This window comes from Mycobacterium sp. 852014-50255_SCH5639931 (assembly GCF_001665605.1).
Taxonomy (GTDB): domain Bacteria; phylum Actinomycetota; class Actinomycetes; order Mycobacteriales; family Mycobacteriaceae; genus Mycobacterium; species Mycobacterium paraffinicum.
In genome coordinates this window covers 132,127-156,951 of the sequence record NZ_LZSV01000029.1, presented here as the reverse complement: position 1 = coordinate 156,951, position 24,825 = coordinate 132,127, and the positions used below count along the sequence as shown (strand labels likewise).

23 protein-coding genes and 1 pseudogene are annotated in these 24,825 nt (G+C 64.9%); 9 read left to right on the top strand and 15 right to left on the bottom strand.

All coding sequences use genetic code 11. The features are described from left to right. Window positions 1-1,286: 1,286 nt before the first annotated feature. The gene (ligD, locus tag A5758_RS17240) at window positions 1,287-2,324 is read right to left on the bottom strand and encodes a non-homologous end-joining DNA ligase (RefSeq protein WP_067742333.1); all 1,038 of its coding nucleotides are present in this window, start codon (window positions 2,322-2,324) and stop codon (window positions 1,287-1,289) included. A 26-nt stretch (window positions 2,325-2,350) separates the two neighbouring features. Between ligD and A5758_RS17235 the strand changes: the two genes are divergently transcribed. After that, the gene (locus A5758_RS17235; protein WP_067742330.1) at window positions 2,351-3,421 is read left to right on the top strand and encodes an ATP-dependent DNA ligase; all 1,071 of its coding nucleotides are present in this window, start codon (window positions 2,351-2,353) and stop codon (window positions 3,419-3,421) included. 325 nt (window positions 3,422-3,746) lie between these two features. Continuing rightward, window positions 3,747-5,069 (top strand): adenylate/guanylate cyclase domain-containing protein, encoded by a 1,323-nt coding sequence (locus A5758_RS17230; protein WP_067202466.1) that lies wholly within the window; start codon window positions 3,747-3,749, stop codon window positions 5,067-5,069. Window positions 5,070-5,281: 212 nt separating this feature from the next. Here A5758_RS17230 and A5758_RS17225 read toward each other — a convergent pair whose 3' ends face one another. From A5758_RS17225 to A5758_RS17205, 5 genes and pseudogenes are all read right to left on the bottom strand, one after another. After that, complete coding sequence (locus tag A5758_RS17225; RefSeq protein ID WP_156622673.1) at window positions 5,282-6,112, bottom strand: hypothetical protein; 831 nt, start codon at window positions 6,110-6,112, stop codon at window positions 5,282-5,284. Between the two features lie 362 nt (window positions 6,113-6,474). Further along, the gene (locus tag A5758_RS17220; RefSeq protein WP_067742321.1) at window positions 6,475-7,701 is read right to left on the bottom strand and encodes a cytochrome P450; all 1,227 of its coding nucleotides are present in this window, start codon (window positions 7,699-7,701) and stop codon (window positions 6,475-6,477) included. A 36-nt stretch (window positions 7,702-7,737) separates the two neighbouring features. After that, window positions 7,738-8,642 (bottom strand): annotated as a pseudogene (locus A5758_RS17215) (haloalkane dehalogenase). Between the two features lies 1 nt (window position 8,643). Next, window positions 8,644-9,129, bottom strand: a complete 486-nt coding sequence (locus tag A5758_RS17210; protein WP_067742320.1) for an NUDIX domain-containing protein — start codon at window positions 9,127-9,129, stop codon at window positions 8,644-8,646. Window positions 9,130-9,133: 4 nt separating this feature from the next. Then, complete coding sequence (locus A5758_RS17205) at window positions 9,134-10,489, bottom strand: wax ester/triacylglycerol synthase family O-acyltransferase (protein ID WP_067742318.1); 1,356 nt, start codon at window positions 10,487-10,489, stop codon at window positions 9,134-9,136. Window positions 10,490-10,614: 125 nt separating this feature from the next. Here A5758_RS17205 and A5758_RS17200 point away from each other — a divergent pair, with 125 nt between their 5' ends. Beyond that, window positions 10,615-11,112 (top strand): adenosine-specific kinase, encoded by a 498-nt coding sequence (locus tag A5758_RS17200; RefSeq protein WP_067742317.1) that lies wholly within the window; start codon window positions 10,615-10,617, stop codon window positions 11,110-11,112. Between the two features lie 3 nt (window positions 11,113-11,115). Here the strand turns inward: A5758_RS17200 and A5758_RS17195 are convergent, their stop codons facing one another. Beyond that, entirely contained in the window at window positions 11,116-11,499 is a 384-nt protein-coding gene (locus A5758_RS17195; RefSeq protein WP_067742316.1) for a DUF1330 domain-containing protein, read from the bottom strand. Window positions 11,500-11,507: 8 nt separating this feature from the next. Further along, entirely contained in the window at window positions 11,508-12,365 is an 858-nt protein-coding gene (locus A5758_RS17190; protein WP_067202488.1) for an SDR family NAD(P)-dependent oxidoreductase, read from the bottom strand. Between the two features lie 106 nt (window positions 12,366-12,471). Here A5758_RS17190 and A5758_RS17185 point away from each other — a divergent pair, with 106 nt between their 5' ends. The 4 genes from A5758_RS17185 to A5758_RS17170 are packed head-to-tail and all read left to right on the top strand — an operon-like array spanning window position 12,472 to window position 15,429. Continuing rightward, a complete protein-coding gene (locus A5758_RS17185) occupies window positions 12,472-13,551 on the top strand; it encodes a dihydrodipicolinate reductase (protein WP_067742425.1) in 1,080 nt (359 codons plus the stop codon). Beyond that, window positions 13,548-14,048, top strand: a complete 501-nt coding sequence (locus tag A5758_RS17180; RefSeq protein WP_067742314.1) for a VOC family protein — start codon at window positions 13,548-13,550, stop codon at window positions 14,046-14,048. Before A5758_RS17185 ends, A5758_RS17180 begins: the two co-directional genes overlap by 4 nt. Continuing rightward, on the top strand, window positions 14,045-14,818 hold the full coding sequence (locus A5758_RS17175) for an SDR family NAD(P)-dependent oxidoreductase (protein ID WP_067742313.1): 774 nt from the start codon (window positions 14,045-14,047) through the stop codon (window positions 14,816-14,818). Before A5758_RS17180 ends, A5758_RS17175 begins: the two co-directional genes overlap by 4 nt. Continuing rightward, window positions 14,815-15,429, top strand: coding sequence for a TetR/AcrR family transcriptional regulator (locus tag A5758_RS17170; RefSeq protein WP_067202496.1), 615 nt, complete (start codon window positions 14,815-14,817; stop codon window positions 15,427-15,429). The genes A5758_RS17175 and A5758_RS17170 overlap by 4 nt, the downstream gene beginning before the upstream one ends. On the opposite strand, the gene A5758_RS17165 is transcribed toward A5758_RS17170, so the two are convergent. From A5758_RS17165 to A5758_RS17135, 7 genes are all read right to left on the bottom strand, one after another. Beyond that, window positions 15,430-16,428, bottom strand: coding sequence for a D-2-hydroxyacid dehydrogenase family protein (locus A5758_RS17165; RefSeq protein ID WP_067742311.1), 999 nt, complete (start codon window positions 16,426-16,428; stop codon window positions 15,430-15,432). Window positions 16,429-16,697: 269 nt separating this feature from the next. Further along, complete coding sequence (locus A5758_RS17160) at window positions 16,698-17,669, bottom strand: LLM class flavin-dependent oxidoreductase (protein ID WP_067742310.1); 972 nt, start codon at window positions 17,667-17,669, stop codon at window positions 16,698-16,700. A 1-nt stretch (window position 17,670) separates the two neighbouring features. Continuing rightward, the gene (locus tag A5758_RS17155; RefSeq protein ID WP_067742308.1) at window positions 17,671-18,150 is read right to left on the bottom strand and encodes a VOC family protein; all 480 of its coding nucleotides are present in this window, start codon (window positions 18,148-18,150) and stop codon (window positions 17,671-17,673) included. A gap of 15 nt (window positions 18,151-18,165) precedes the next feature. Beyond that, window positions 18,166-18,915, bottom strand: coding sequence for an SDR family NAD(P)-dependent oxidoreductase (locus A5758_RS17150; protein WP_067742305.1), 750 nt, complete (start codon window positions 18,913-18,915; stop codon window positions 18,166-18,168). Next, the gene (locus tag A5758_RS17145) at window positions 18,912-20,153 is read right to left on the bottom strand and encodes an MBL fold metallo-hydrolase (protein WP_067742302.1); all 1,242 of its coding nucleotides are present in this window, start codon (window positions 20,151-20,153) and stop codon (window positions 18,912-18,914) included. Before A5758_RS17145 ends, A5758_RS17150 begins: the two co-directional genes overlap by 4 nt. Window positions 20,154-20,171: 18 nt before the next feature. Continuing rightward, a complete protein-coding gene (locus A5758_RS17140) occupies window positions 20,172-21,434 on the bottom strand; it encodes a sulfotransferase (protein ID WP_067742298.1) in 1,263 nt (420 codons plus the stop codon). A gap of 70 nt (window positions 21,435-21,504) precedes the next feature. Then, entirely contained in the window at window positions 21,505-21,891 is a 387-nt protein-coding gene (locus A5758_RS17135; protein ID WP_067202515.1) for a DUF2237 family protein, read from the bottom strand. A gap of 200 nt (window positions 21,892-22,091) precedes the next feature. Here A5758_RS17135 and A5758_RS17130 point away from each other — a divergent pair, with 200 nt between their 5' ends. Together A5758_RS17130 and mtf2 are read left to right on the top strand one after the other, a co-directional pair. Then, entirely contained in the window at window positions 22,092-23,225 is a 1,134-nt protein-coding gene (locus A5758_RS17130) for a 1,4-beta-xylanase (protein ID WP_067742294.1), read from the top strand. Window positions 23,226-23,686: 461 nt separating this feature from the next. Next, window positions 23,687-24,454 (top strand): fatty-acid O-methyltransferase Mtf2, encoded by a 768-nt coding sequence (mtf2, locus tag A5758_RS17125; protein WP_231987346.1) that lies wholly within the window; start codon window positions 23,687-23,689, stop codon window positions 24,452-24,454. Window positions 24,455-24,825 lie beyond the last annotated feature (371 nt).

The following is a 24,825-nucleotide window of genomic DNA, read 5'->3' as shown; positions in this document are numbered from 1 at the left end:
CCACCCGCCCATGCGGAAGATTTCGAAAATGAATGCAAATCAGGCTCTCGGTCGCCATCAAGGACGCATCCGCCGGCCGTGCTGCCGGCGACTATGCCCTATGTCGCGCTTTCAATCAGTTGAAGTTGACGGCCGCAAATTTAGTGAATCCCATAGCATTCCGCATTGCACTCACGTAATATAACTCCCCTCGGGCGTACATCTCTCCTCTAACGGATGGAGTGGTTCATGTCTCGTATGAAATACAAGGTTGTCCTCGGGCTGATTCTGGCCGCCACCGCGCTGACATCCTCGGGTTGCACGGTGCCGCTAGTCATCGACTGCAGCACTGCAGCCACCGGAGTTACCTGCACGCCATAGGGGGTCGTTCGGCCTTCGAGGGGTTGCGCTGCTGGCACGCTTTCCTTGGTACGACCGCTTTGAAGCTACCGAGTACTTGGGCGTGCCAGTTAGCGCACCGACTCTCGTCGTCCTGCTCGAGATGAGACTGCTTGCAAGTCAAGCACTTATCTGAGCAGCGAGTCGCACGCTTTGCGTGGTGCGCGCACAGGCGATGAAAGTGAATCGCGCTATCCGGGCGCTCACAGTGCGCTTTGGCGCGCATCGGCACAATCGTGTCGAAATCCGTTGCCGCCGAATGCCGGTTCGGGCGCGCTGCCGTCTGTGGCCGCTCCAGTAAACCAGTGCGGACATCACTGTGACCGATCTCCTTGAGTCGCTGCGGCACAGGGAAATCCGGTACGGAATTCTCGGCCGTGGTCGTTACGCCTGCAGACGTTGACGCACCGGATCGTCGCAATTTTGTTTAATCCAATAGCATTTCGGATTGTACTCACGTAATATAACTTGTCTCGGGCGTAACATTTCTCCTCAGATGGATGGAGTGGTTCATGTCTCGTATGAAGTACAGAGTTGTCCTCGGCTTGGTCTTGGCCTTCACCGCGTTGTCGAGTTCCGGATGCACGTTGCCGACTATCTCGTGCACCAGTGGGGCCACCGGGATCACCTGCACGCCATAGGCGGTCTTATCGCCGTCGGGGTTGCGCTACTGGCACGCTCTACTTTGCAGGCTTGCCTTCGGCCGTGGGGCGTGCCAGTCAGTGCACCGACACTTCGTCGGATGATCTTTGAAGCGCCTGTCTACCAAGCGTTTCGCACAGCTAGCGGGTTAGCGCGCCAAGCCGACTAGGCGCAGCGCCAACGTCACTGTGACAAATCTCCGCACGTCCTGTGGCACAACGCAATCGCAGCTGTGCAGTCCCCGGCACCCATGGGCCGAAGCTCTATTACTTCGCCTTTCCGTTCTTCTTCAAGTCCGTATCCCGGCTGGGCTGAACGCGTTTCGGTTCTCCCGGCATTTTCGGGTAGTTCGGCGGATACGGCATATCGCCGAGGCCGCGCTCTTCGTCGGCGTCGGCGATCTCCAGTAGGGGCGCGATCGACTGCGTCACGTCATTCATTGCGGCCCAGGGGTCTTGGCGGCCCTTCACCAGATCGGGAACGGTTGCGATGGTGTAGTCGTCCGGTTCCGCGCCGGCCAGTTGGTCCCATGTCAGCGGCGTCGACACTGTCGCGATCGGGGTGGGGCGTACCGAGTACGCCGATGCCATGGTGCGGTCCCGGGCGTTCTGATTGAAGTCGATGAAGATGCGCTCGCCGCGTTGTTCTTTCCACCACGCAGTGGTGACGGCCTCGGGCGCGCGTCGCTCTACTTCACGGGCCAGCGCGATGCCGGCTCGGCGTACCTCGATGAAATCCCAGTCGGTGGCGATCCGAAGGAAGACGTGGATCCCGCGCCCACCGGATGTCTTCGGATATCCCACCAGACCGAGCTCGTCGAGCAGCGGGCGCAGCACGTCGACCGCGACCTCGCGCGCCTGCTCGAAGGCGACGCCGGGCTGCGGATCCAGGTCGATGCGCAACTCGTCGGGATGGTCGGTATCCGGGCAGCGCACCTGCCACGGGTGCAAGGTGATGGTGCCCATCTGTGCCGCCCACACGATGGCGGAGGGGTGCGTCACCTTCAGCGCGTCGGCGGTGCGTCCGGAGGGGAACGTCACCCGGCACGTCTGCAGATAGTCGGGGTGGTGCTGCGGGACCCGCTTCTGGTAAATCTCCTCACCGTCGATGCCATCCGGGAAGCGCTGAAGATGGGTGGGCCGGTCACGGAGCGCGTCGAGCATCGGACCACCAGCCACGGCGAGGTAGTACTCGACGAGCCGCCGCTTCGTGCCTTTCGAACCCAACTTGGGGAAATAGACCTTGTCCGGACTGGTCAGGCGAACCGCAACACCGTCGACGTCGAGCTCTTCTGCAGCGGCCATACCAAAGATTCCAGCACAATCGGCCTATGGACTTACCCGTCATGCCCCCGGTGTCGCCGATGCTTGCCAAATCGGTGCGGTCGATCCCGCCCAATGCGTCATACGAACCGAAATGGGACGGATTCAGGTCCATCTGCTTCCGTGACCGCGACGAAGTGGAGCTGGGCAGCCGCAACGAGCGGCCCATGACGCGCTATTTCCCCGATTTGGTGGCCGCGGTCCGCGCGGAGCTGCCCGAGCGTTGCGTGATCGACGGGGAGATCGTCATCGCAACCAACCACGGCCTGGACTTCGAGGCGCTACAACAGCGCATCCACCCGGCAGATTCGCGGGTGCGGATGCTCGCCGAGGCGACACCTGCGTCCTTCATCGCATTCGACTTGCTCGCCCTGGGCGACGAAGACTACCTGCGGCGACCATTCAGCGAGCGGCGCGCCGCCCTCGTCGATGCCCTGGCGGACTCGGGGCCTTCGTTCCATGTCACGCCTGCCACCACCGATGTCGAAGTTGCGCGGCGCTGGTTCGACGAATTCGAGGGGGCCGGCCTCGACGGTGTCATCGCCAAGCCGCTGACCGTCACCTATCAGCCCGACAAGCGCGTCATGTTCAAGATCAAGCACGAGCGGACCGCCGATTGCGTGGTCGCCGGCTATCGCGTGCACAAGTCCGGCGGCGACGCCATCGGCTCGCTGCTGCTCGGGCTCTACCAGGACGATGGTCAGCTCGCGTCCGTCGGGGTGATCGGCGCTTTTCCGATGGCCGAACGGCGGCGCCTGTTCGCCGACCTGCAGCAGCTCGTCACCGAGTTCGAGGACCACCCGTGGAATTGGGCTGCCCACGAGGCCGGCGAACGAACGCCGCGAAAGAACGAATTCTCGCGCTGGAACGCCGGAAAGGATCTTTCGTTCGTGCCGCTGCGTCCGGAGCGCGTTGTCGAGGTTCGCTATGACCACATGGAAGGCCGGCGCTTTCGTCACACCGCGCAGTTCAGCCGGTGGCGCCCGGACCGCGAGCCGCGCTCGTGCACATACGACCAACTCGAACAGCCGGTCACCTTCAGCCTCGGTGACATCGTGCCCGGTTTGGGATCGGGTTAGAAGGGTGGCGGCTGGTTGCGTTCGGTGATGTGGGCGGCGTTGACGCGCGTTCGGCATTGATTCGACGGTCTCGATCTTGCTGTTGGGTCCGACGGCGCTTGGGCCTCATGACTCCGCGATCGTCGGAAGGCCGATATTGCGTTGTGGCGAATCGCAATTCGCCCGTCGGAACGCGCATCGCGGGAAACAGCAGCCGGCTGCCCGGACGGGTCGTGTAGGTCCGTCCGGTTGGCGACGTCCACGCCACGGTGCCGTCGACTCGTTGGCGATCAGCCAAGCGGCCTGACTCCGGTAATCTTCGCGTTCCTCGGCTTACACTTCCGCAATGTTCTCGGAGACGCGCTACGCGCTGAACGGAGACTTGCACGTCGCCTATCGCACCTCACCCGAAGGTCCCCGCGACATCGTGTTCGTCCCGAACTGGGCCACCTGTTGCGAGCATCTTCCAGAGCTACCGTCCCTTCAAGGGTGGGTCGAGACGATGACATCGCTCGGTCGACTGATCTTCTTCGACCAGCCGGGCACGGGAGCGTCCGATCCAGTCATGCCGGGGGCGCTACCAACATTGGAGCAATGGGCCGACAGCATCACCGCGGTGTTGGACGATCTCGGGAGTCGCGAAGCGATCCTCGTCGCATTCGACGGGTCGTTCGCGCCAGCGGCGCTGTTCGCGGCGACGCATCCGTCCCGCACCACCGCGCTCGTGGTGCTGGAGTGCTACGCGAATCCGATGGTTGAACGCGCTGATGGCGTCAATCCCGAGGAACTCCTCGCTGCCTTTGCCGCCATATGGGGGACGGGGGAGGTACAGCATGTCTTGAATCCGGACATGCCGTGGAACGAGGAGATCAGGGCAGCTTGGGCTCGAATGGAACGCCAAGCGGCGAGCCCAGGGACCATCGCAGTCGTGCAGCCCCTCGCGGCCGAAGTCGACGTGCGGGCGCTGCTTCCCACGGTCCGCGTGCCAACCCTCGTCGTCCACCACACCGACGACCCGTTGACCCCGCCCGCGTGGGGCAAGTACATCGCTGATCACATACCGGGCGCGAAGTACGTCGAACTCCCTGGGCGCAACATGTACCACTTCGTCGAACCGGAATGGCGCGAATCCTTCCGGGCGATCGCCGAGTTCCTCACCGGTCACCAGGCAGAGGTTGCCGACGACCGGGTTCTTGCCACCGTGTTGTTCACCGACATCGTGGACTCGACGCGCCGTGCTGCGGAGATCGGCGACCGTGATTGGCATGCGCTGCTGGACGCCCACGACGCCATCGTGCGCGTCCAACTCAATCGCTTTCGAGGCAGCGAGGTAAACACCTCTGGTGATGGCTTCCTTGCGATGTTCGACGGCCCGCAACGAGCGATCCGCTGTGCCATGGCAATTCGCGACGCAGTGCAGGCGCTCGGCCTTGAGGTGCGCTCCGGGTTGCACACCGGCGAATGCGAAATGCGTGGCGACGACATCGGCGGGATCGCCGTGCACATTGGCGCGCGGGTGAGCGCACTGGCCGACGCAAACGACGTACTCGTGTCCAGCACGCTGCGTGACCTCGTGATCGGGTCAGGAATCGAGTTCGAGGATCGCGGCACGCATGACCTCAAGGGTGTGCCGGGTGAGTGGCGTTTGTTCGCCGTCGCTTCCTCTTAGCGATGGCCCCGCTGCTGGGGGTGTGTCTTCCAAAAATGCCCGTGCCGTCGAGGCGTTGCTTGTCGTGCCAAGCCGTCCAGGATGTTTGGAGCAGGTGGTAACACCGATTGGCTCTATTACTACATCAGGAGCCAGATCCGAGACACCACCGACGCAAGCGAGCTTGCGTTAGCGCTGGCACACGTCAAGCTTTGCGCCCGCGACCTGCCGCACTACAGACACGGCGGAGGACCTTTGGTGAAGCGCATAATCCGGTCGGGTGTTCTCCACAGGTCGATCGTTTGAACCACCCAGTATGCGGCGAACTCGAGGATCAGCGCCACCTCGGCTAGAAGGCCCCAATGGCCCCCCAACCCTCTTGAGACATGAACCCAGAGAACTGCAATTAACGTCGCCAGCATCAGCCAGGCAATCCCCCAGTAGATGCGCTTATAACCGCGCTGATGCGCTGACTTCGACGGGTCCTCTCGCCCGACGACGTATGCGGTGCAGAACGTGGTGGCGATGAAGGACGAGAGCAGCAGTACCGCGGCTGCGCCGTGTGCATACTGCTTGAACGTGTCCGGAAAGAAGAGCAGCGCAATCAGTCCGAGCACCATAATCAGCCAGAAAACGCACAGCGACACTATTCCGCCCGGCCTTCGTTTCCGCGGGGGGCGGCCGCGCCTCCATTGGTCCAGCATCACCGACCAGATCAGCAAATAGCCCAGACCCAACGCGATGGCGACCGCCCAAACATTGGGCAGCATGGCGGCCTTGGCGGTGTCGTCGAAGTCGAGCGGCAGATTAGCTGGCCCGGGGCACAGGTCCATGGGTCGAGGCTGCGGCACTATCGCGGCGGTTAATGCGCTCACCCCGGCCAGAGTCAACAAGACATCCTCGGTGTCGGTGCTGCCCCTATAGATGATGAATAGCGTGCCGAGCGCCAGGAGCGCGGCGACGACGATGCTGTGCGCGGAGGTGTAATAGTAGGTGCTGATGGCCGATTGCCAGCAGGGTGCCGATATCTTTTCGATGATCACGCCCGCAGCGACCATCACCATTAGTACGACCATGGCGACGCGTAAGTCACGGTATATGGCAAGCGTGATGGGAGTGCGACGCGGGCGTTGGCCGTCCGTACCGCTTGGCTGGCTCACGCTGCCCACACTTCTGGACGACGATCGCTTTCGCCCTTTTGGTTCGCTTCAGGCATGTTCGGTACCTGTTTGTGACGATGTCCGGTGATATGGCTGACTTCACACGATTTTACGGATATTCGTCTAACGGGTGTGCAGCAATGCGGCTTCTGATTTGAAGTCGCGCGGCATCGGCCTGCCGAAGGCGGACGTAGACCGCGTCAAGAGCCACCTGGCGAAGTACTACAAGAAGAGGGGCGAGAGCCCTCCGTGGGAGCGCGGGTGATCTAGACCGCGACGGAAAGCTGCGACAGTCCGCGCAGCGTGACGTTGGCCTTGTACTGCGGCTCGCCGTCCAGCCGCGCGTGCGGGAACCGCGCCGTCACCGCCGACAGCGCCACGCCTGCTTCCAGCCGGGCCAGCGGCGCGCCCAGGCAGTAGTGCGCTCCCCGACCAAAACCCAGGTGTCGCAATCCTTTCCGATCCGGGTCGAAGAGATCGGGCCGGTCGAATTCGGCAGGATCACGGTGGGCGGCGGCGAGCACCAACATCATGACATCGCCCGCGGGTACCTCGGCTCCACCAATCGTCATGTCGGCGAGAGCAATTCGCCCGACAAGTTGCACGGGTGGGTCGAAGCGCAGGGTCTCTTCCACGATGGCCGACGCTCGACCCGAGTCGGTGCCCAAGCGGCTCCACTGGCCGCGATCGCGCAACATCGCCAACATGGCGTTCCCGATCAGGTTCACCGTGGTCTCATGTCCGGCGATCAAGAGCAGGTTGCAGGTGGAGACAATCTCCTCCTCGGTCAGTTGATCTCCGGACTCCTCCACCGCGATCAGCCCCGACAGCAGGTCGTCACCGGGTGTCGAACGGCGGCGGTCGATCAGGCCGTGAAAGTACTCGCGCAGCCACGTTCCGGCCTGTTGTCGCTGATTCGCGACCTCGGGCGGCACTCCGGTGATCGTCGAGAACGGATCCAGCGCCTGGGCGAGCAGTGCGGACGCACGGCTGAATTGCGGCTCGTCGTCGAGCGGCACGCCGAGCAACCGGCAGATCACCGCGACCGGCAGCGGATAGGCGAAATCCTCGACGACGTCGAAGTGACCCTTTTCGGCGACCCGATCGAGCATTCCGTCGACCAGCGAACGAATGTCGGGTTCCAGCGCGTTCACCACCTTGGGCGCAAATGCCTTGCTGACCAGCCTGCGCAGCCTGGTGTGATCGGGTGGATCGAGAAACAAGAAGCCCGGCGGGCCCTGCCTGCGCGGCGCTGTGCCGGCCTCGGCCTGCCGCTTGGCGACCGTCGAGTTGACGTTGTCGCTGCTTGACGATGGGTGCCGCAATACCTCGTCGCAGTCTCGGTAGCTCGAGAAGACGGCCAGGTTGGCGCCGGGCAACTGCAGCGCTCCGCCGTCGCGAAACTGCGCACAAAGTGGATATGGGTCGGCCCGGTTGGCCGGGTCCAGCAGCTGCAGCAGCAACCCCTGGGAATCGGTCGGCGCGGTCGTCATGCGGCCATTCTGCCCCTAGGCGGACCGCAGGCAGTTTCAGCGACGGAGGAACTCGACGATGTGGCCCGCGAGCTCCTCGCCCGCATCCTCTTGCAGGAAGTGTCCGGCGCCGCGGATCAGGGGGTGATCGATTCCCTGCGCGCCGCGCATCTCGCGTTGGAAAATCGGGCCCATCGGGCCGGTGATCGGGTCGCTGTCGCTAAAGGCGACCAGCATGGGGGTGGGGCTCGCGGAGAGTTTGGCCCACGCCGCTTTGTTGGCCGCCGCCGCGGGATCGTCCGCCGAGGTCGGCACCAAGCCCGGCATGGCGCGCGGGCCCGCGCAGTACTCATCGCCGGGGAACGGCGCGTCATAGCCCGCGCGCACGTCGTCGCTCATCGGTTGGCGACAGCCACCCTGCACGAACGCGCCGACGTGTAGCTCCGGTGCGGTGGTGATCGCCTCGCGAAAGCGCCACCAGACGTCGGGCATCGGCTGCTCCCCGGTCGGCAGGCCGGTGTTGGCCACGACCAGCCGGGCGAATCGATCGGGGTGTTCGGCGGCGAGGCGCAAACCGATCAGCCCGCCCCAGTCCTGGCCGACCAGGGTCACGTTTCGAAGGTCGAGGACGTCGAAGGCCACCGCGCGCATCCATTCGACGTGGCGCGCGTAGCTGTGATCCTCGCGGCGGGTCGGTTTGTCCGAGCGACCGAACCCGACCAGGTCGGGGCAGATGACCCGGTGTCCGGCGCCGACAAGTATCGGAATCATCTTGCGGTACAGGAAGGACCACGACGGCTCGCCGTGCAGCATGAGGATCGGGTCGGCCCGCTCGGGGCCTTCTTGCACCATGCAATCCGCAGCGTCCCGCCCTCGCCGTCCGATATTTCGCAATACCTGGGCGCATACGGAAAGTCGGGCACGCGGTCGAACGACTCGTCGGGTGTGCGTAACGTCTGCATGTCAGGTCCCTTCGTGTAACCCCGCCAGATCGGGATGCGCCATCAACCGGTCTAAAAACCCGAGTTGCCCGTTCAGAAGCTTGACGCGGGCCTGCGCCACCGAAAACCAGCCCACCCGATCGACTTCCGGGAACTCGCGGAACTTGCCCGAACCCTTCGGCCATTCCAATTCGAAGGTGTTGCTGCGCGCGTCGCTCACGTCCAAGTCGCCGCAAACGGCGAAGGCGGTGACCAGCTTGCCGCCGGACTGCTTCAGTTGGCCTAGTCCCAGCCGGGCCCCGGCCGGCGCCGAAAGCCCGAGTTCTTCGAAGAACTCGCGTCGGGCGGCGGTCCACGGGTCTTCACCCTCGGCGTACTCCCCTTTGGGAATCGACCAGGCCCCGTTGTCTTTTCGCGCCCAGAACGGGCCTCCCGGGTGGGCGATCAGGACTTCGACGACGCCGTCGCGGGACCGGTACAACAGCACACCCGCACTGAGTTTCGGCATTCGCTCAGGACCCGACCGACCGTTCCAGGTCCTTGAGCGAGGACTCCAGGTGCACGAGCAGCCGCTGCAGGTGCGGCACGCTGCGCCGGCATCCCACCAGACCGAAGTCCAGGTTTCCGGCGTTGTTGGCCAGCGTGATGTTCAGCGCCTGCCCATCCAGCGCGATGGACAGCGGATAGTTGCCGTCGAGCCGAGCGCCACCGTAGTAGATCGGCTGGGTGGGCCCCGGCACGTTGGAGATGATGATGTTGAACGGCGGCGACGTCGACGCCACCCAGCCCGGAACCGCCGCCAACGCCAGTGCTGACGTGTTGGCGGCGGACAGCGCCAACGCCTGGAATCGAGGCAACTGCGAGAACACCTTCTTGTTGCTGCGCATCGAATCGCTGATGGTCTGCAATCGCTGTGCGGGGTCGTCGGTATCGGTGGCGAGGTTGCACAGGATGGCGCCGACGAGGTTGCCCCCGGCGTCGGCCTCGTCTTCGGTGCGCAGGCTGACGGGGACCATTGCGATCAGCGGCGTGTCCGGTAGCGCGTTCTGCTCGAGCAGGTAGTAGCGCAGGGCGCCCGAGCACATCGCCAGGACGACATCGTTGAGCGTCACCCCGGCGGCTTTCTTGACGCTCTTGATGCGGTCCAACGACCAGGACTGCGCGGCGCAGCGGCGGGCGCCGCCTATCTTGACGTTCAGCATGGTGCGCGGCGCCCCGAACGGCAGCGTCAGCTGCTGCTCGAAGAGCGCCGCCCGGGCCAGCGAAAGCGTAGATGGGGCAAGCGCCGCAAGGGATCCCGCCGCATGCAGCGCCGACGTCAGCGGGCTTACCCGGTTGCTCTTGCGCTTGCTCTTGGGCAGGCTCCACGGCGCGCGAATCTCGGGGTCATCGGGGTCGGTCGACAACGCGCGCTGCATCAGCTTCTGCGCGGAGACGCCGTCGATCAGTGCGTGGTGGATCTTCGTGTAGATGGCGAACCGGCCATCCTTGAGACCCTCGATGATGTGGGTCTCCCACAGTGGACGATGACGATCCAGCAGGCTGCTGTGCCACCGCGAGGTCAGCTCGAGCAGTTCACGGATCCGACCGGGCGACGGCACAGCCGAGCGCCGGACGTGATAGTCGACGTCGACGTCTTTGTCGTAGGACCAGCCCAGGTTCGCGATTCCGCCGACGAACGCCGCCGGATGCTTGCGGAAAGTGGGCTGGAAATCATCCTGCGCGACCAAGCGGTCGTAGAGGTCACGAACGAAGCCGCGGCCGGCGCCCTTGGGCAGCTCGAACAACTGCAGACCGCCGACATGCATGGGGTGTTCCCGCGACTCTCCCAGCAGAAATATCGCGTCGGTGGGCATCATCAGTTCCATGCACCAATTAGACCTCGACGGACGCCGGGGCGAAGGCGCTCTTTAGAACATCGCGGTCTTTCGGCCCCTCATAAAGGACAAAAGCCTGTAGCCGTGGGGCCGCGGCCGCGTGGCAGCATGGGTTCGTGGCGACACCATCGTTGAGCTGGGACGTGGTGGCCGTTGACAAGCCAGAGGATGTCAACGTGATCATCGGCCAGGCGCATTTCATCAAAACGGTCGAAGACCTGCACGAGGCCCTGGTCGGCGTGAGCCCGTCGCTGCGGTTCGGCGTGGCCTTCTGCGAGGCGTCCGGACCGCGGTTGGTTCGCCGCAGCGGCAACGACGCGGACTTGGTCGACCTGGCAACTCGCGCCGCGCTGGCCATCGCGGCCGGACATAGCTTCGTGATCTTCCTGCGGGAGGGCTTTCCGGTCAATGTCCTCAACCCTGTGAAAGCGGTGCCCGAAGTCTGCGGGATCTACTGCGCCACAGCGAATTCAGTTGAAGTCATTGTCGCGGAGTCCCCGCGCGGTCGCGGCATCGTGGGTGTGATCGACGGTCAGACTCCCGTCGGAGTGGAAGGCGACCGCGACGCGGCCGAGCGCCACGACTTGCTGCGCGCTATCGGTTACAAGCTCTGACTGTCAGTCGCCCGCGAGGGACCATACCGACGTGGCGATCAGATCACCCCGATCGAGCCCGGCGGCGCGGTGTTGGTGCACCTCGGCGTACTCGGCAGTGGTCACCATGGCGATGAACGCCTGCGGCGTCGGGTATTCAACGATGAGAATGGCGTCCCACCAAGGCCTTTCGCCGTCACCGATGACGAACGTCGGCGCAGTTCCCGCGTAGCGGACGGTGGCACCCACACGCTGCAGGTGCGGTGCGACCTCCTGCCCGTAACGCCGGTAGGACTCCAGGCCATCCGGGGACTTGAACTTCAACAGGTTGACCATCACCACCGGTGCGTCGGCGGGCCGCGCGGCCAGGGCCGTGAACTGTTCGGCGTTGGGCTCCAAGTTGCTCATGGTGACGATTAGAGCAGATCGGTGATGGTCTTCAGGCCCGCTTCGTACAGCACGCCGGGCAGCATGCCACCGTCGTGCTCGATGGTGGTGCCGTTGACGAAGTCGGCCTCCCCGCCGGCCAGGAACACGCAGACCCTGCCCACCTCCGCGGGGTCGCCCGCACGCCGCAGCGGAACCGCGGCGAAATACTTTGCGCCCGTTGGGTCGTCCTTCGGCAAAACGAACGACCGGAAGTTCTCGGTCATCGTTGGCCCCAGCGCGATGCAGTTGACCCGCACCTTGGGGCCCCACTCCTCGGCCAGCGAGCGGGTGAGATGGTTGAGCCCGCTCTTGGCCGCGCCGTAGGAAACCAACGTCGGTGATCCGGCCGGATGGCCGGCGCCGCTGGAGATGTTGATGATGCAGCCCACACCGTCTTGGGTGCGCATCTGCCGGTAGACGCGGATGGCGAACCAGAGCGGGCTGATGAGGTTCATCTGCACCGCGTACGCGTGGAACAGCGCGGTGCGCTCGTATTCGTCGTCGCTGGCGGGCGCCCCCTGAATGCGTTGCACCAGCTCGGGAATGCTCTCGGCGTGCGGCGCCGGAACGGTCCCGCCGGCGTTGTTCACCAGGATGTCGATCCGGCCGTGCTCGGCGACGACCTCGGCGACGAAGGAATCGATCGCGCGGTAGTCCCCTTGGTCACAAACCTTCTGGGAGGCCCGGGCGGCCCAGTCGGTTTCGCAACCGGGGATGGCGTCCAGCGGTGAACGCGAACAGCCGACGACGGTGGCGCCGGCGCGGAGCAGTTCGTGGGCGATGCCGACGCCCACGCCGCGGCTGGTTCCGGTGACGATCGCGACCTTGCCGTCGAGGATGCTCATGACAGGCCTTCCCACTCGCAGTCGATGTTGACAGTCACTGTCAGCGGGTCATACTGTGCCAGTCCGGTCGTGGGCGTGTAAAGGCATGCAATTCGGAGGTCAGCAGATGAGTAGTCCGTCCAAGCTTCGTGTCATCCAGTGGGCGACCGGAGGCGTCGGCAAGGCGGCCGTCGCGTGCGTCCTGAACCATCCGCAGTTGGAGCTGGCGGGCTGCTGGGTGCACAGCGCCGACAAGAACGGCGTCGACGTCGGGCGGATCCTCGGAATTGAGGACCTCGGTGTCACCGCCACTTCCAGCATCGACGAGATCCTGGCGCTGGACGCCGACTGCGTCATGTACAGCCCCCTGGTGCCCAACGACGACGAGGTGATCGCGATCCTGCGATCCGGCAAGAACGTTGTCACGCCCGTCGGCTGGGTGTATCCCGATCCGGGTAACCGCCGGCACCAGGCCGTCGCCGACGCGGCGGTGGAAGGCGGGGTGACCCTGCACGGTTCGGGGATCCACCCCGGGGGCATCACCGAACGATTCCCGCTGATGCTGTCGTCGCTGTCGTCGGCAGTCACTCACATCCGCGCCGAGGAATTCTCCGACATCCGCACCTACAACGCCCCGGACGTCGTGCGCCACATCATGGGCTTCGGCGGTACCCCCGAGGAAGCCATGCAAGGGCCCATGGCCGGCCTGCTCGAGGCGGGCTTCAAGCAGTCGGTGCGAATGATCGCTGACCACATGGGATTTCGCATCGAGCCGAACATCAGGACCATTCAGGACGTCGCCGTCGCGACCGCCGACATCGACTACGCACCGTTCCCGATCACCACCGGAACGGTGGCCGCGCGCCGGTTCCGCTGGCAGGCCCTGGTAGACGGCGAGCCGGTCATCACGGCCGCGGTCAACTGGCTGATGGGTGAGGAAAACCTGGAGCCGGCCTGGAATTTCGGCGGCCGGGGCGAACGCTTCGAGGTGGAGATCACCGGTGACCCCACCGTGAGCCTCACCTTCAAGGGTCTGCAGCCCGAGACGATCGCCGAGGGGCTGGTGAAGAATCCGGGCGTGGTGGCCACGGCCAATCACTGCGTCAACGCCGTCCCCGACGTCTGCGCAGCCGAACCCGGCATCAAGACTTACCTCGACCTGCCCATGTTCGCGGGCCGCCCGACACCCGGGCTCGCCTCGTCATGACCGGCGCCCCCGGCGACGTATCGTTCTGTCACCTCGTCGTCGGTGTGACCGACATGGACCGTGCCCTGACGTTCTACCGCGACCTGCTCGGCATGGAGGTCGTGTTCGAAACCCTCATCTCCGGTGAGCCTTTCGACGTGGTGCTGCACGCCACCCGCAAGCAGGAGGGCCGGGTGGTGGGCGGCCTGCTCGGCGGACTGATGGTTGAGCTGCTGTCACTGGGTGCGAGTCCTGCCGATCAGAAGCCCGCGCGTCGCGGCATCACCGGGATCCACAACGTCTCCCTGTCGGTGACCGATCTCGACGACACCCACCGCCGTGTTACCGCGGCCGGCTACACGCCCGACCAGGAGCCCTTCGAAATCGGTGGGGTGCGAATGTTTTTCGTCAAGGATCCGGACGGAACCCCAGTCGAGTTCATCGAGCTGCCCGACGGTGTGCGCAGCACCTACGAGATGCATCGTGGGACCCCGCTGCGGATGGGACCGGTCACATGACCTACAGCCATCCTTCCTCGATGCGCGACCACGTCGCGATCGTTACCGGCGCCGCCCAAGGCGTGGGCAAGGGCACCGCCGCCGCGCTGCTGGAACGCGGGGCGGCGGTGCTGCTGGTCGACATCCAGGACGAGTTGCTTGGCAAGACAGCCGCCGAGCTGTCGTCGTTGGGACGCGTCGAGAAGCTGACGGCCGACCTGCGCGACCCGGACAGCGCCCAGCGGATTGTGACGGCCGCGGTCGACGCCTTCGGCACGGTGCACGGCCTGGTCAACAATGCGATCGCCACCAACGAGCCCAAGGCGTTTGTCGATATCACCACCGAGGACTTCGCGCTCGGTCACGACGTCGGCCCGCGGGCGACCTTCCTGCTCATGCAGGCCGTGCACCCCGTAATGGTCGAGGCAGGCGGCGGCTCGATCGTCAATCTCGGCTCCGGGACGGGCACCGGCGGCGAACCGAAATGGGGCGGATACGCCGCCGCCAAGGAGGCCATCCGGGGCCTGTCGAAGGTCGCCGCTTTGGAGTGGGGGCGCGACAACATCCGGGTCAACGTGATCTGCCCGTTCGCCGAATCGGACGGTGTGAAGTTCTGGAAGTCGTTCGCCCCCAAAGAGTACGAGAAGGCCGTGCGACGCGTGCCGATGAAGCGGATCGGGGATGTCCGCACCGACGTGGGCGCGCTGGTGGCCTTCCTACTGGGCAGCGACGGGACGTTCATCACCGGGCAGACCATTCACGTCGACGGTGGAATCGGCTGCTTCCGGTGACCTTTCCCGCCAGAGGAGAATCGCTGCGCGACCGGCAGCGCGCCCAGATCCGGGCCGACATCAGGCGCGCGGCGTTTCGGCTCTTTGTCGAGCGCGGATACGACGCCGTGACGACGGAAGAAATCGCGGCTGCCGCAGGCGTTTCGCCGCGGACCTTCTTCCGGCACGTGCCGACGAAGGAAGAGTTGCTGCTCGCACCCGTTCGCCATGGCGGCGCAGCGATCGTCAACCTGCTCGAGCAGCGGCCCGCCAGTGAGTCACCCGATGTCGCGCTGATCAACGCCATCATCACGCGGACCCGATCGTTTGAGCAGGCGGACACCGACGAGTGGCGAGAAGCGCTGCTGGTGGCCCCCGATCTGCTGCGTAAGGTGACCGTTCACACGCCCGCCGACAAGGAGCGGGCGGCCAAGCTGATCGCCGAGCGCATGGGCGTGAACTCCGACGTCGACCTCCGTCCCGGCTTGCTGGTGCAACTCGCTTTCGCGGCAGCCGATTTCGGTTTCCAGCAATGGGTACGTCAGTCGGGTCGCCCGTGGCCGCTGGATCGCTACGTCACCGAAGCACTCGAAGCGGTCAAGAGCCCACACTGGAAACGTAAGCGCACCTGATCAACCCGGCAACGCCTCAGGGTTCGCGATCCGAATCGGGGCCCCGTCCAGCCAAGCGGCCACCGCCTCCACGGTGTCGGAATAGAAGGCGGCGAGCATTTCACGGGTGACGTACCCCAGGTGCGGAGACAGCGTCACATTCGGGAGCAGCCTTAACCGGTGATCGGACGGCAGCGGTTCGACGTCATAGACGTCCAGCCCCGCGCCGGCAATGCGCCCGGTTTCGAGAGCGGCGATCATCGCGGCCTCATCGACGATCGGGCCCCGCGACGTGTTGATCAAGTATGCCTGCGGCTTCATCAGAGCCAGCTCGCGTTCACCCACCAGACCGCGGGTGCGTTCAGACAGGACGACGTGGATGGAGACCACGTCGGACTCCTCGAACAGCGTCGCCTTCTCGACCCGGCGCGCGCCGGCCGCCGCGGCGGCGTCCGCGGTGAGGTTCTGGCTCCACGCGATGACGTCCATGCCAAAGGCTTTTGCGTAATCGGCCATCCGCTTGCCCACCCGGCCTAGGCCGAGCAACCCGAGCGTCTTGCCGGACAGCGTGAGACCCGTCGTCACCTGCCAGCCGCCGCCTCGCATGCGCCGGTGTTCTTCCGCCAGGTTGCGTACCGTGGCGATCAGCAAGCCCCAGGCGAATTCGGGGGTGGCGTCGTGCACGGATCGGAATCGCGGATGGGCGAAGTCGGTATGGGCGACGATGATGCCGCGCTCGGTTGCCGCACCCAGGTCCAGGTTGGGCAGGCTTCTTCCGACGATCGTGATCAGTTTCAAGTTCGGCAGCTGCGCAAGCAGCGTTCGTGGTAGCGCCATCCGCTCGCGCAGGGTGCAGATCACATCGAATGGCCGCAGCTCGTCCGCCGCTTCATCCTCAGAGAGGTGGCGTCCGAAAACGGTGACGCGGGATCGGTTTTGCACCGATGACCAGTCGGCAAGCCGCAGGGCCGCTCCGGCGTAGTCGTCCAAAATCGCCACTTGGGGCGTGGGGTAACCCATCTCACCATTCAAGCACCGACCGCATACTGGTCTGGTGATGCGTCGGCTCGCTCTCGTTCTGGTGGCGGCGGGTCCGGTGCTGAAGTGGCTGTCGAGTAGGGCTCGGCGCTAGACCGCGACTCGCGCTCAACCGCCCCCACCGGCGCCGCCGCCGAAGGCGACCGCCAAGCCGAGTGCGGCTGCGCCGCCGACGAGCGCCGATGTCTTTGCTCGAGATTCCATGGCAGGCGCATACTCGCATATTCGTGGCGCAATCTGGGGTTGGCCCGTTAGTTCAACGCGGGCAGGACCTTGTCGGTGAGCAATTGGACCGACTTCCACGCTTCGTCGACGGGCATGCCGCCGACCAGTGGGTGCATCACGAGCGGGCCGTAGTTGTCGGCGTCGCGCACCTCCGCGATCAGCTCGTCGGGCGCCAGGAAGCGATACCGGCCCGACGCCTTGACCTCGTCCAGCGTTTGCACGCCGGGCAAATGCATCAGGGATCTTTGATCGGTTGACCATCCGCCGTAAGTGACTGCCTCCCAAAGGATATGGTCGCCGAGCTCCGCCCATGCCCGGTCCGGGTCCTCGTGCAGGAAGATCATTCCGCGGTTAACCGGCCCCGGCATGAGAATGAGCGGCGTCATGCCGGCGTCGGCACACAGCTCGCGGTAGTAGGCGGCGATGTCGGGCAGGTGGTCGGCCAGGCTGAGGGGCAGCCGGAATCGTGCCGCGCGTCGCGCCGTGGCGCGGGTGCCACCGCCGACGTACAGCGGTGGATGCGGCCGGGTCCAGGTGCCGGTGCAAATGCCGGCGTCGGCATCCGCGCCGGACCATACCGACAGCATCCGCTCGAGCAGGCTGTCCATCAGAGCGCCCCGGCGCGCGAAATCGACGCCTATGGCGCCATATTCGATGGTGCGGTACCCGAGGCCGACCGTGGTGTGCAACCGGCCGCGGCTCATGTTGTCGACGAGAGCGATGTCCTCGGCGAGCCGCACCGGATTCCAGAGCGGGCCGAGCGCACAATCCACGCTGGCGATCAGCGTCGACGTACGGGCCAGGAACATCGCCGCCGCCATGATGGGATTGCAGCTCCAGCCGTGTCCGGTCGCGTGGTGCTCGTCGACACTGATGGAGGTGATGCCGTGCGACTCGCCCCACTGCGCCAGTTCGAGGGCGGCCGACAACAACCCACTCTGCGTGTGTGGTTCGCCGTGCGGCGAGGCGAAGTTGAAGCGCAGCACAGTCAGCAACACGTCATGCCTCCTCGGGCCCCGCCATCGACCGCAGGAACGCGGGAAAGTCGGGAAACAGCGCGCGGTCGACGATCTCGATTCGGGCGCCGAATGCGTCCGTATAGTAGGCGAATAGTGCGATATCGGAGCCGGGGACGTCCGCCGTCATCTCGAGCGTGAAGCCGTTGGCCTCCAGCCCACGCGCACTCTGGGCCAGGTCGTCGCTGAAGTAGCCGAGGTGGTGGACCGCGTTGCCCGGCGCGGCCGTCCACGGGGTTCCTGGCACCTCTTGCACGAGTTCGAGGTGCGGACTCTGCAAGGAGTAGACGATCGTCGAGGTCAATTCGCGGACGCCGGCCGGGGTGCGGAACGGCAGGGTGTAGCTCATCGGGGTGATCCACCGGTAGCCGGCCAGCGCGCTCAGCCGGCCCATGGCCGCATCGAGGTCGGGCACGATGATGCCGGTGTGGTAGAAGTCCTCGGGCCGCAGCGCAATTGACATGTCTTTCCTCGTGTCTCAGACGCAGTCCGACGCGGCGTCGACGACGAACACGGCACCGCTGGTGTAGCTACTCTGCTCGGTGCACAGGAAGGCGATGGTCGGGGCGATCTCCCCGACGGAACCGAAACGACGCAGCGGGATGTGCGCCAGCTCCGACTCCACCAATTCGGCCGAGCCGTGCATGGGCGCGGTCATCGGGGTGTCGATCGCGCCCGGCGCCACCGCGTTGACCCGGATACCCTTACCGGCCCATTTGACGGCGAGGTTCCTTGTGATGCAGACGATCCCCGCCTTCGCCGCACCGTATCCGGGCACCAGGGGAACGGCCCGCAGCGCAGACATCGAGGCCAGGTTCACCACGCTGGCGCCGCCCTCGGCGGTCGACGCCTTGAGGGCGCGGTAGAGCCCGACCGTCAATCGGTACGGCCCGGTGAGGTTCAGCGCGACCGAGGCCTCGAACCCGTCGGGTTTCGATTCATCAAGGCCGCCAGGGAAATTGGCGCCGGCGTTGTTGACCAGTACGTCGAGCCGATTGAACTTGTCCGCCAGCGCGTCCACCGAATCCGGGTCGCTGATCTGGAGCTGGTGATAATCCATGCCGGACAGGTCAACGCCGTAGACCTCCGGCGCCGGTTTGGTCCCGGTGACGGCGACCCGGGCGCCGGCGTCGCGGAACAACACGGCGGTCGCGTGCCCGATCCCGCTCGTGGCGCCGGTGATGAGGACCGTGGTCCCGGTGAAGTCGAAGCTGACGCGCGCCGTCATGAGTTCCTCGCTATCTGGTTTCTCAGCCAGGCGGTTTCCCAGAAGTTCGTGCTGCCGGCGAGAAGCTTTTCGTGGGCGTCCCGAAGCACGTCCCGCGCCCCGGCGTGGTCCGACGGAAGAAGCTCGGCGAGGTGGATGGCCTGCAGCGGGCGGCCGTCGGCGAGGTGTGCCCGCGCCCGGCTCACCAATGCGTCGGCCCCGGCCAGTTCGACCACGTCGGCCGCGACGGTGTCGAACCCGACCGGATAGAGCTCGGTGGTTGACTCGTGGTGAAACCAGCCGGAGTAGTTCTCCCAGATGGCCCGCACGTCCCAGGCGACCTTTCCATAGCCTTGTCCCACTTCGTATTCCGCGGGCAAAGTGATCTCACGCATCAGGGTCCGGATGTCCTTGCCGGCGTTCATCCCCTCGACGGTTTGATCGTGGACGTACCGGATCGCGTCGCGCAGCCGGGTCAGTTCGGCGTAAATAAGCTCGGCCCCGGCTATCGGTTCGAAATGACCGGTCACCAGGAGGTCGGGCCGCAGGTCGCGCACCCGGTCCACGGACGCGATGGCTGTCAGCGCGTCGCGGTACCGGTCGCCACGCACGGTGACCAGGTTGGGAATGTGGCCTAACAGTGGGCCGAAGACGTTTCCGCACAGGCAAATACGCTCGTCCGGCAGCCACACCACCAGTGAGTCGGTGGTTTCGCCGCCGGGCACGGAGATCAGCTCCATCCGCCGCTCACCGACCTCCAGGGTGAGGGTGTCTTCGAAATCGAGGTCGACGACGGGAACGCTCTGGCCGGCCAGCCGGCTGCTCCCCAGGCGCCGCTGAATGGCTTGGACGCCGGTCGCCAGGGTGTCCTTGAACGCGAAGGCGCTGCGGCTGGCGCGATACGGGATGAGGCGTTCGTTATCGTCGCGCCACAGCGTCCAGTTGGCCTGCGCGACGACGGTTGTCTCGGGGTCGCGCACGCTGTCCAAACCACCGACGTGGTCGACATGGCCCTGCGTGAAGATGATGTAGCGCACGGGCGAGGGGTCGACGGCGTCGAAGTTCGCGCGATGCACCGGGCCCTCGAAACCCATGCCGGTGTTGACGATCACCCGGCCCTCACGCGTGGTGAGCAGGTAGGAATTCGACAGCCCCGGTGAGACCCACAGCCCGGGCGCGATCTCCTCGGCCCGTTCGGCGGCCGCGGGACGCATGGCGTCGGCGCCGGGCCTGCTGCGGTAGACCGGTTCGAAACTCATCAGTGCGTTGCCTTCCGGCTAGCTCTCGGCGTGGACGTCGAACCTGTCGAAGTAGAAGTCGAATCGTCCGCGCACCTCGTCGGGCGTGACGCCGAAGTGCTTTTGCAGGTCGTAGTGGATGCGGCCGTGTTTGCCGCGCGGATTGCCGTCCAGATATTTCTGGAATCGCGCCCGTACCTTCGGTGTCAGTTCGGCGTCGCCGCATTCGTAAAGCCGCTCGAGCACCGGCATTTCGTTGCCGTTCAGCTGGTGGAAGCTGACGTCGATGCTGCGTTCGGCCGGGACGAGATCACGGTCGCGCACGCACGCGGTGAGCAGCCGGTGCACCCGGTCGCTCCAATAGTCCAGCAGCCAGTCGGGCTCGATGCTTGTGCGCCGCAGCCGATCGGAGTAGGCCATCATCGTGATCGCCGACTGAATAACCGCGACGGGATCACGGTGTGTGAAAGCCACTGTCGCGTCGGGAAACGTCGCCATGAGCGGGCCGAGCTGCTCACAGTGCTGCGGGCTTTTCAGGACCCAGGTCCGCGGACCGCGCAGGAAGGTCAACGCCTGCAGCACCTTTCTCAAGTATGCGTAGTGCCGGGTTTGGTCCAGGCTCAGGTAGTAGTCGCGCCAATCCGGCACGCGTGCATGCCATTCGAGGACGTAGCCGGCCACATCCAGGTCGAGCAGTTCGACTTCTTCCTCGATCGCCTCGGGGAATCGGTCGTGCATGGCGGCGACCACCGGAGCGCTGGCCATCAATGCATCGTGCTCGGATTTGGCTCGTGCGTAGCGGGGGTCGACCCCGAAGATGTCCGGTCCCTGACCGCGGGCCGGAATCGGCTCCTGGCTCTCCCAATACGGCAAGGCCCTCCGGCGCGGGTCGGCGGCAATGAGATTCACCAGATGGGTGGTACCCGAGCGCGGCATCCCGACGACGATGAACGGGCGCTCGATCGGGATAGCTTCGATCTCCGGATATCGCTTGAGGAGCTCGGTCAGGGACAACCGGTTGCGCAGCAACCGGACGACGCGTTGCCGCAACGACGAGCGCGTGAGCTGGCGCAAACCCTCGTCGGCTTCGATCGCGGCGACGTGCGCGGCGAGCCGATCACCGAAGCCGTCGACATCGTCAAGGTCGTCGACTCCGGCCTGCTCGACCGCCTCTGCGAGCATCTGGTCGATGTCGAAGTCGACGTGTTTGGCCTCGGTGAAGTCCAGGATCTGCCGTTGCACGTCGGTCAGCTTGGGCGCGGTCAGGTCGTCGAAGTCGATGTCATCAACGGCAGAGCCCACCGGATCCTCTTTTCGACGTGTCGTCGAAGAGAAATATGACACAGACGTTAGGCGTCGATCTGCTGTGGTCCTACAGGTTCGCCAAGTCGTCGGGCACGTCGACCTTGTGTTCCTGCAGCGCCTCGAGGGGCACCACCTCGAGGGTGCGCTCGTGCGTGGAGGCCAGCACCACGGGTGCCGCGCAGCCATCCTGGTGCGCACGCAGCCAGTTCAGCGCCGTTACGCACCAGCGATCGCCGGGCAACAGGCCCGGGAACCGGTATTCGGGAACCGGTGTCAGAAGGTCATTGCCGATGGAACGCTGGTGCTCCAGGAACTCAGCGGTCATGACCGCACAGATCGTGTGGCGGCCGAGGTCCTCGGGGCCGGTGGAGCAACAGCCGTCGCGGTAGTAACCGGTCACGGGTTCGGTGCCGCACGGTTCCAGCGGGCCGCCTAACACGTTTCGATCGGGCACGGGTTCAGTATTGCGCTCCCGGGGGTGAAGTTTGAAGTAACTTTGCCGTCTCCGCCGGGGCAAATTTGGCCGGCTCTGGCGCGGGTGGGGCGGCGTGCGCGCGGGCGCCAGTGACGAAGCGATAACAATTCGCACGTCAAGCTGGCGCGACGCGCTGAGCAAATCCCGGGGAAATCGCCGGGAAAATTTATCGTCACATCGTGCAACGAAGAACGGCCCTCAAGCTGCCACTTCTGCTGGCAGCAGGCACCGCGCTGGCGCGAGCGCCACGCGCCTCCGCGGAGGAACCGGGCCGGTGGCCCGCGGACCGCGCCAACCGCTGGTATCAGGCGCAAGGTTTCCTTGTCGGATCGAATTACATCACCTCCAACGCCATCAATCAGCTTGAGATGTTTCAGGCCGACACCTATGACCCGCGACGCATCGACAACGAGCTCGGCTGGGCCAGGTTCTACGGGCACAACACCGCCCGGGTCTTCCTCCACGATCAGCTGTGGGCGCAGGACCAGCGCGGCTTCCAGACGCGGCTTGCGCAGTTCGTCGACATCGCCGCGCGCCATCGCATCAAACCGCTGTTCGTCTTCTTCGACTCATGCTGGGATCCGGCACCCAGGGCGGGCCGACAACGCGCGCCGAGGCCGGGTGTGCACAACTCCGGCTGGGTGCAGAGCCCGGGCGCCGAACGGCTCGGCGACCCCCGCTACGCCGGCGTCATGCGCGACTACGTCACCGCGGTGTTGACCCAATTTCGCAGCGACGACCGCATTCTGGGCTGGGACCTGTGGAACGAGCCGGACAACCCCGCGCGCCAGTACAAGAGCGCCGAGCGCAGCGACAAGGATCAGCTGGTCGCCAACCTGCTTCCCCAGGTGTTCCGCTGGGCGCGCGCGGTCGATCCCAGTCAGCCACTCACGAGCGGCGTGTGGCGCGGCGATTGGGGACAACCCCAGGGCCGCAGCGCAATCAGCGACATTCAGCTCGCCAACGCCGACGTCGTCACGTTCCATTCCTACGCCGACCCGGCGGGCTTCGAGTCCCGGATCGGCGAGCTTGCTCCGCTGGGGAGGCCGATGCTCTGCACGGAGTACATGGCGCGGCCCCGAGGCAGCACCGTGGAGGGAATCCTCCCGGTGGCCAAGCGCCACAACGTCGGTGCCATCAACTGGGGTCTGGTCGCCGGAAAGACCCAGACCTACTTTCCCTGGGAATCGTGGGATCACCCGTACACCGCGATCCCGAAAGTCTGGTTCCACGACCTGCTCCGGCCCGATGGCCGGCCGTTCCAGGACACCGAAGCTCTGACGACCCGGAAGATGGCCGGGAGCCAAGCTTAGCAACTGTGGCCATGGACCACAAGTCAGCTACCGATGACATAGCCTCCGAGAACTCAGCCAGTCAAAGAAGGCGACGGGTTAGCTGACGTCTCTGAGCAGGAGACGTCGTAGGAGAAGCCGCGGACTGTAACGTTTTTCGCGCCAATAAGGTTTGGCCGCCGTGCCACACGGAATGTGCCGCTCGGTGGCGACGGCAGCCTAATCAGTGCCGAAAGACATAGCTCTGGCTAATTCGACGACCTTGATAACGCGATCGCCCCCAAGTGGAAGTCAGCCGGTAATTACCGTGCCCTGGCATCCGCGGTACGGTGCGCGGATCGGAAAAACGTCATTCCAGTGGATGCGATCAGAACCGCACGGTACCCATGTCTTGGTATGCTCCACGGATGGCCCTCCGAGGCGAAGAGCGTAGTATTCGTCGCCTGCTCCTCGGCAAGGCCAATGAGAAGTATTCGCAATTAATGCGCGATTACATCTACCAGAAGTTTCTGTATCGCTACTTGACCCGCCGGCTTGCCGCGGACGATGTCTTGTTCCTCAACTATGGGTACGAAGAGGATCCACCGATGGGCGTACCCCTTTCGCCCAGCGACGAGCCCAACCGGTATTTCATTCAGCTTTATCACCGCACGGCGACCCAGGTGAACCTCAACGGTAAGCAGGTGCTGGAGGTCGGATGCGGCCATGGCGGTGGGGCCTCATACCTCATGCGCACCCTGCACCCGGCCTCATACACCGGACTGGATTTGAACCCGGCCGGCATCGCCTTTTGTCGGGAAAGGCACAAGCTAGCGGGTCTCGAGTTCATGCAAGGCGACGCCGAGGATCTGCCTTTCCCCGACCAATCCTTCGACGCGGTGATCAATATCGAATCCTCGCACCTCTACGGTCAGTTTTCCCGTTTCCTCGCCGAGGTGACGCGCGTGCTGCGCCCGCAAGGGCATTTTCTATATGCTGATTTCCGATTCACTGACACTATTGCCGGCTGGGAGGCGGAGTTAGCTAATGCGCCGATGCGGACGCTTTCACAGGCCGTGATCAATTCAGAGGTTGTGCGGGGGATGGAGAAAAACTCACAGTGGTGGGTGTCGATGATCGATAAAGTTGTGCCACCACTCGCGCACAGATTTGTCGCACCCCCCGCCCGCCAGCTCGTTTGGAAAACGCAGCAGAGCCTGCAAGTGGGGGGCCCAGCGGAATACCGGATATACAGCTTCGCCAAGACTTGAGGCGGCCTGCCGTCTCCAGGCGATCGGCTCGCTGCGGTGGTCGATCTGCGCCGGTCAGCAGAACTGTAGGTCCACGTTCCATTGGCCGTAGGCCCGGCCAGCGGGACCGTCTGACACGTGAGTTGGCCCGATAAACCTTGAATGGGCCGCTCAGGCTGTAGTTGGCGTCATGGATGCGACCGCTGCCCCAACCTGCCGGTTAGGACGTGTCCCCCGCTGAAACGTTTGCCATCTCCAAGAGCCCGCCGGCTGCGTTCTGGTGGCGCTCAGTGCGCCGCCGGTGTTTGAGACGGGCCCGGTCGCCAGCCGCGGATCATGACCGTCGATTCCCAAGCTTGAGCCGGCGCTCTGGCTCAAGATACCGGTCGAAT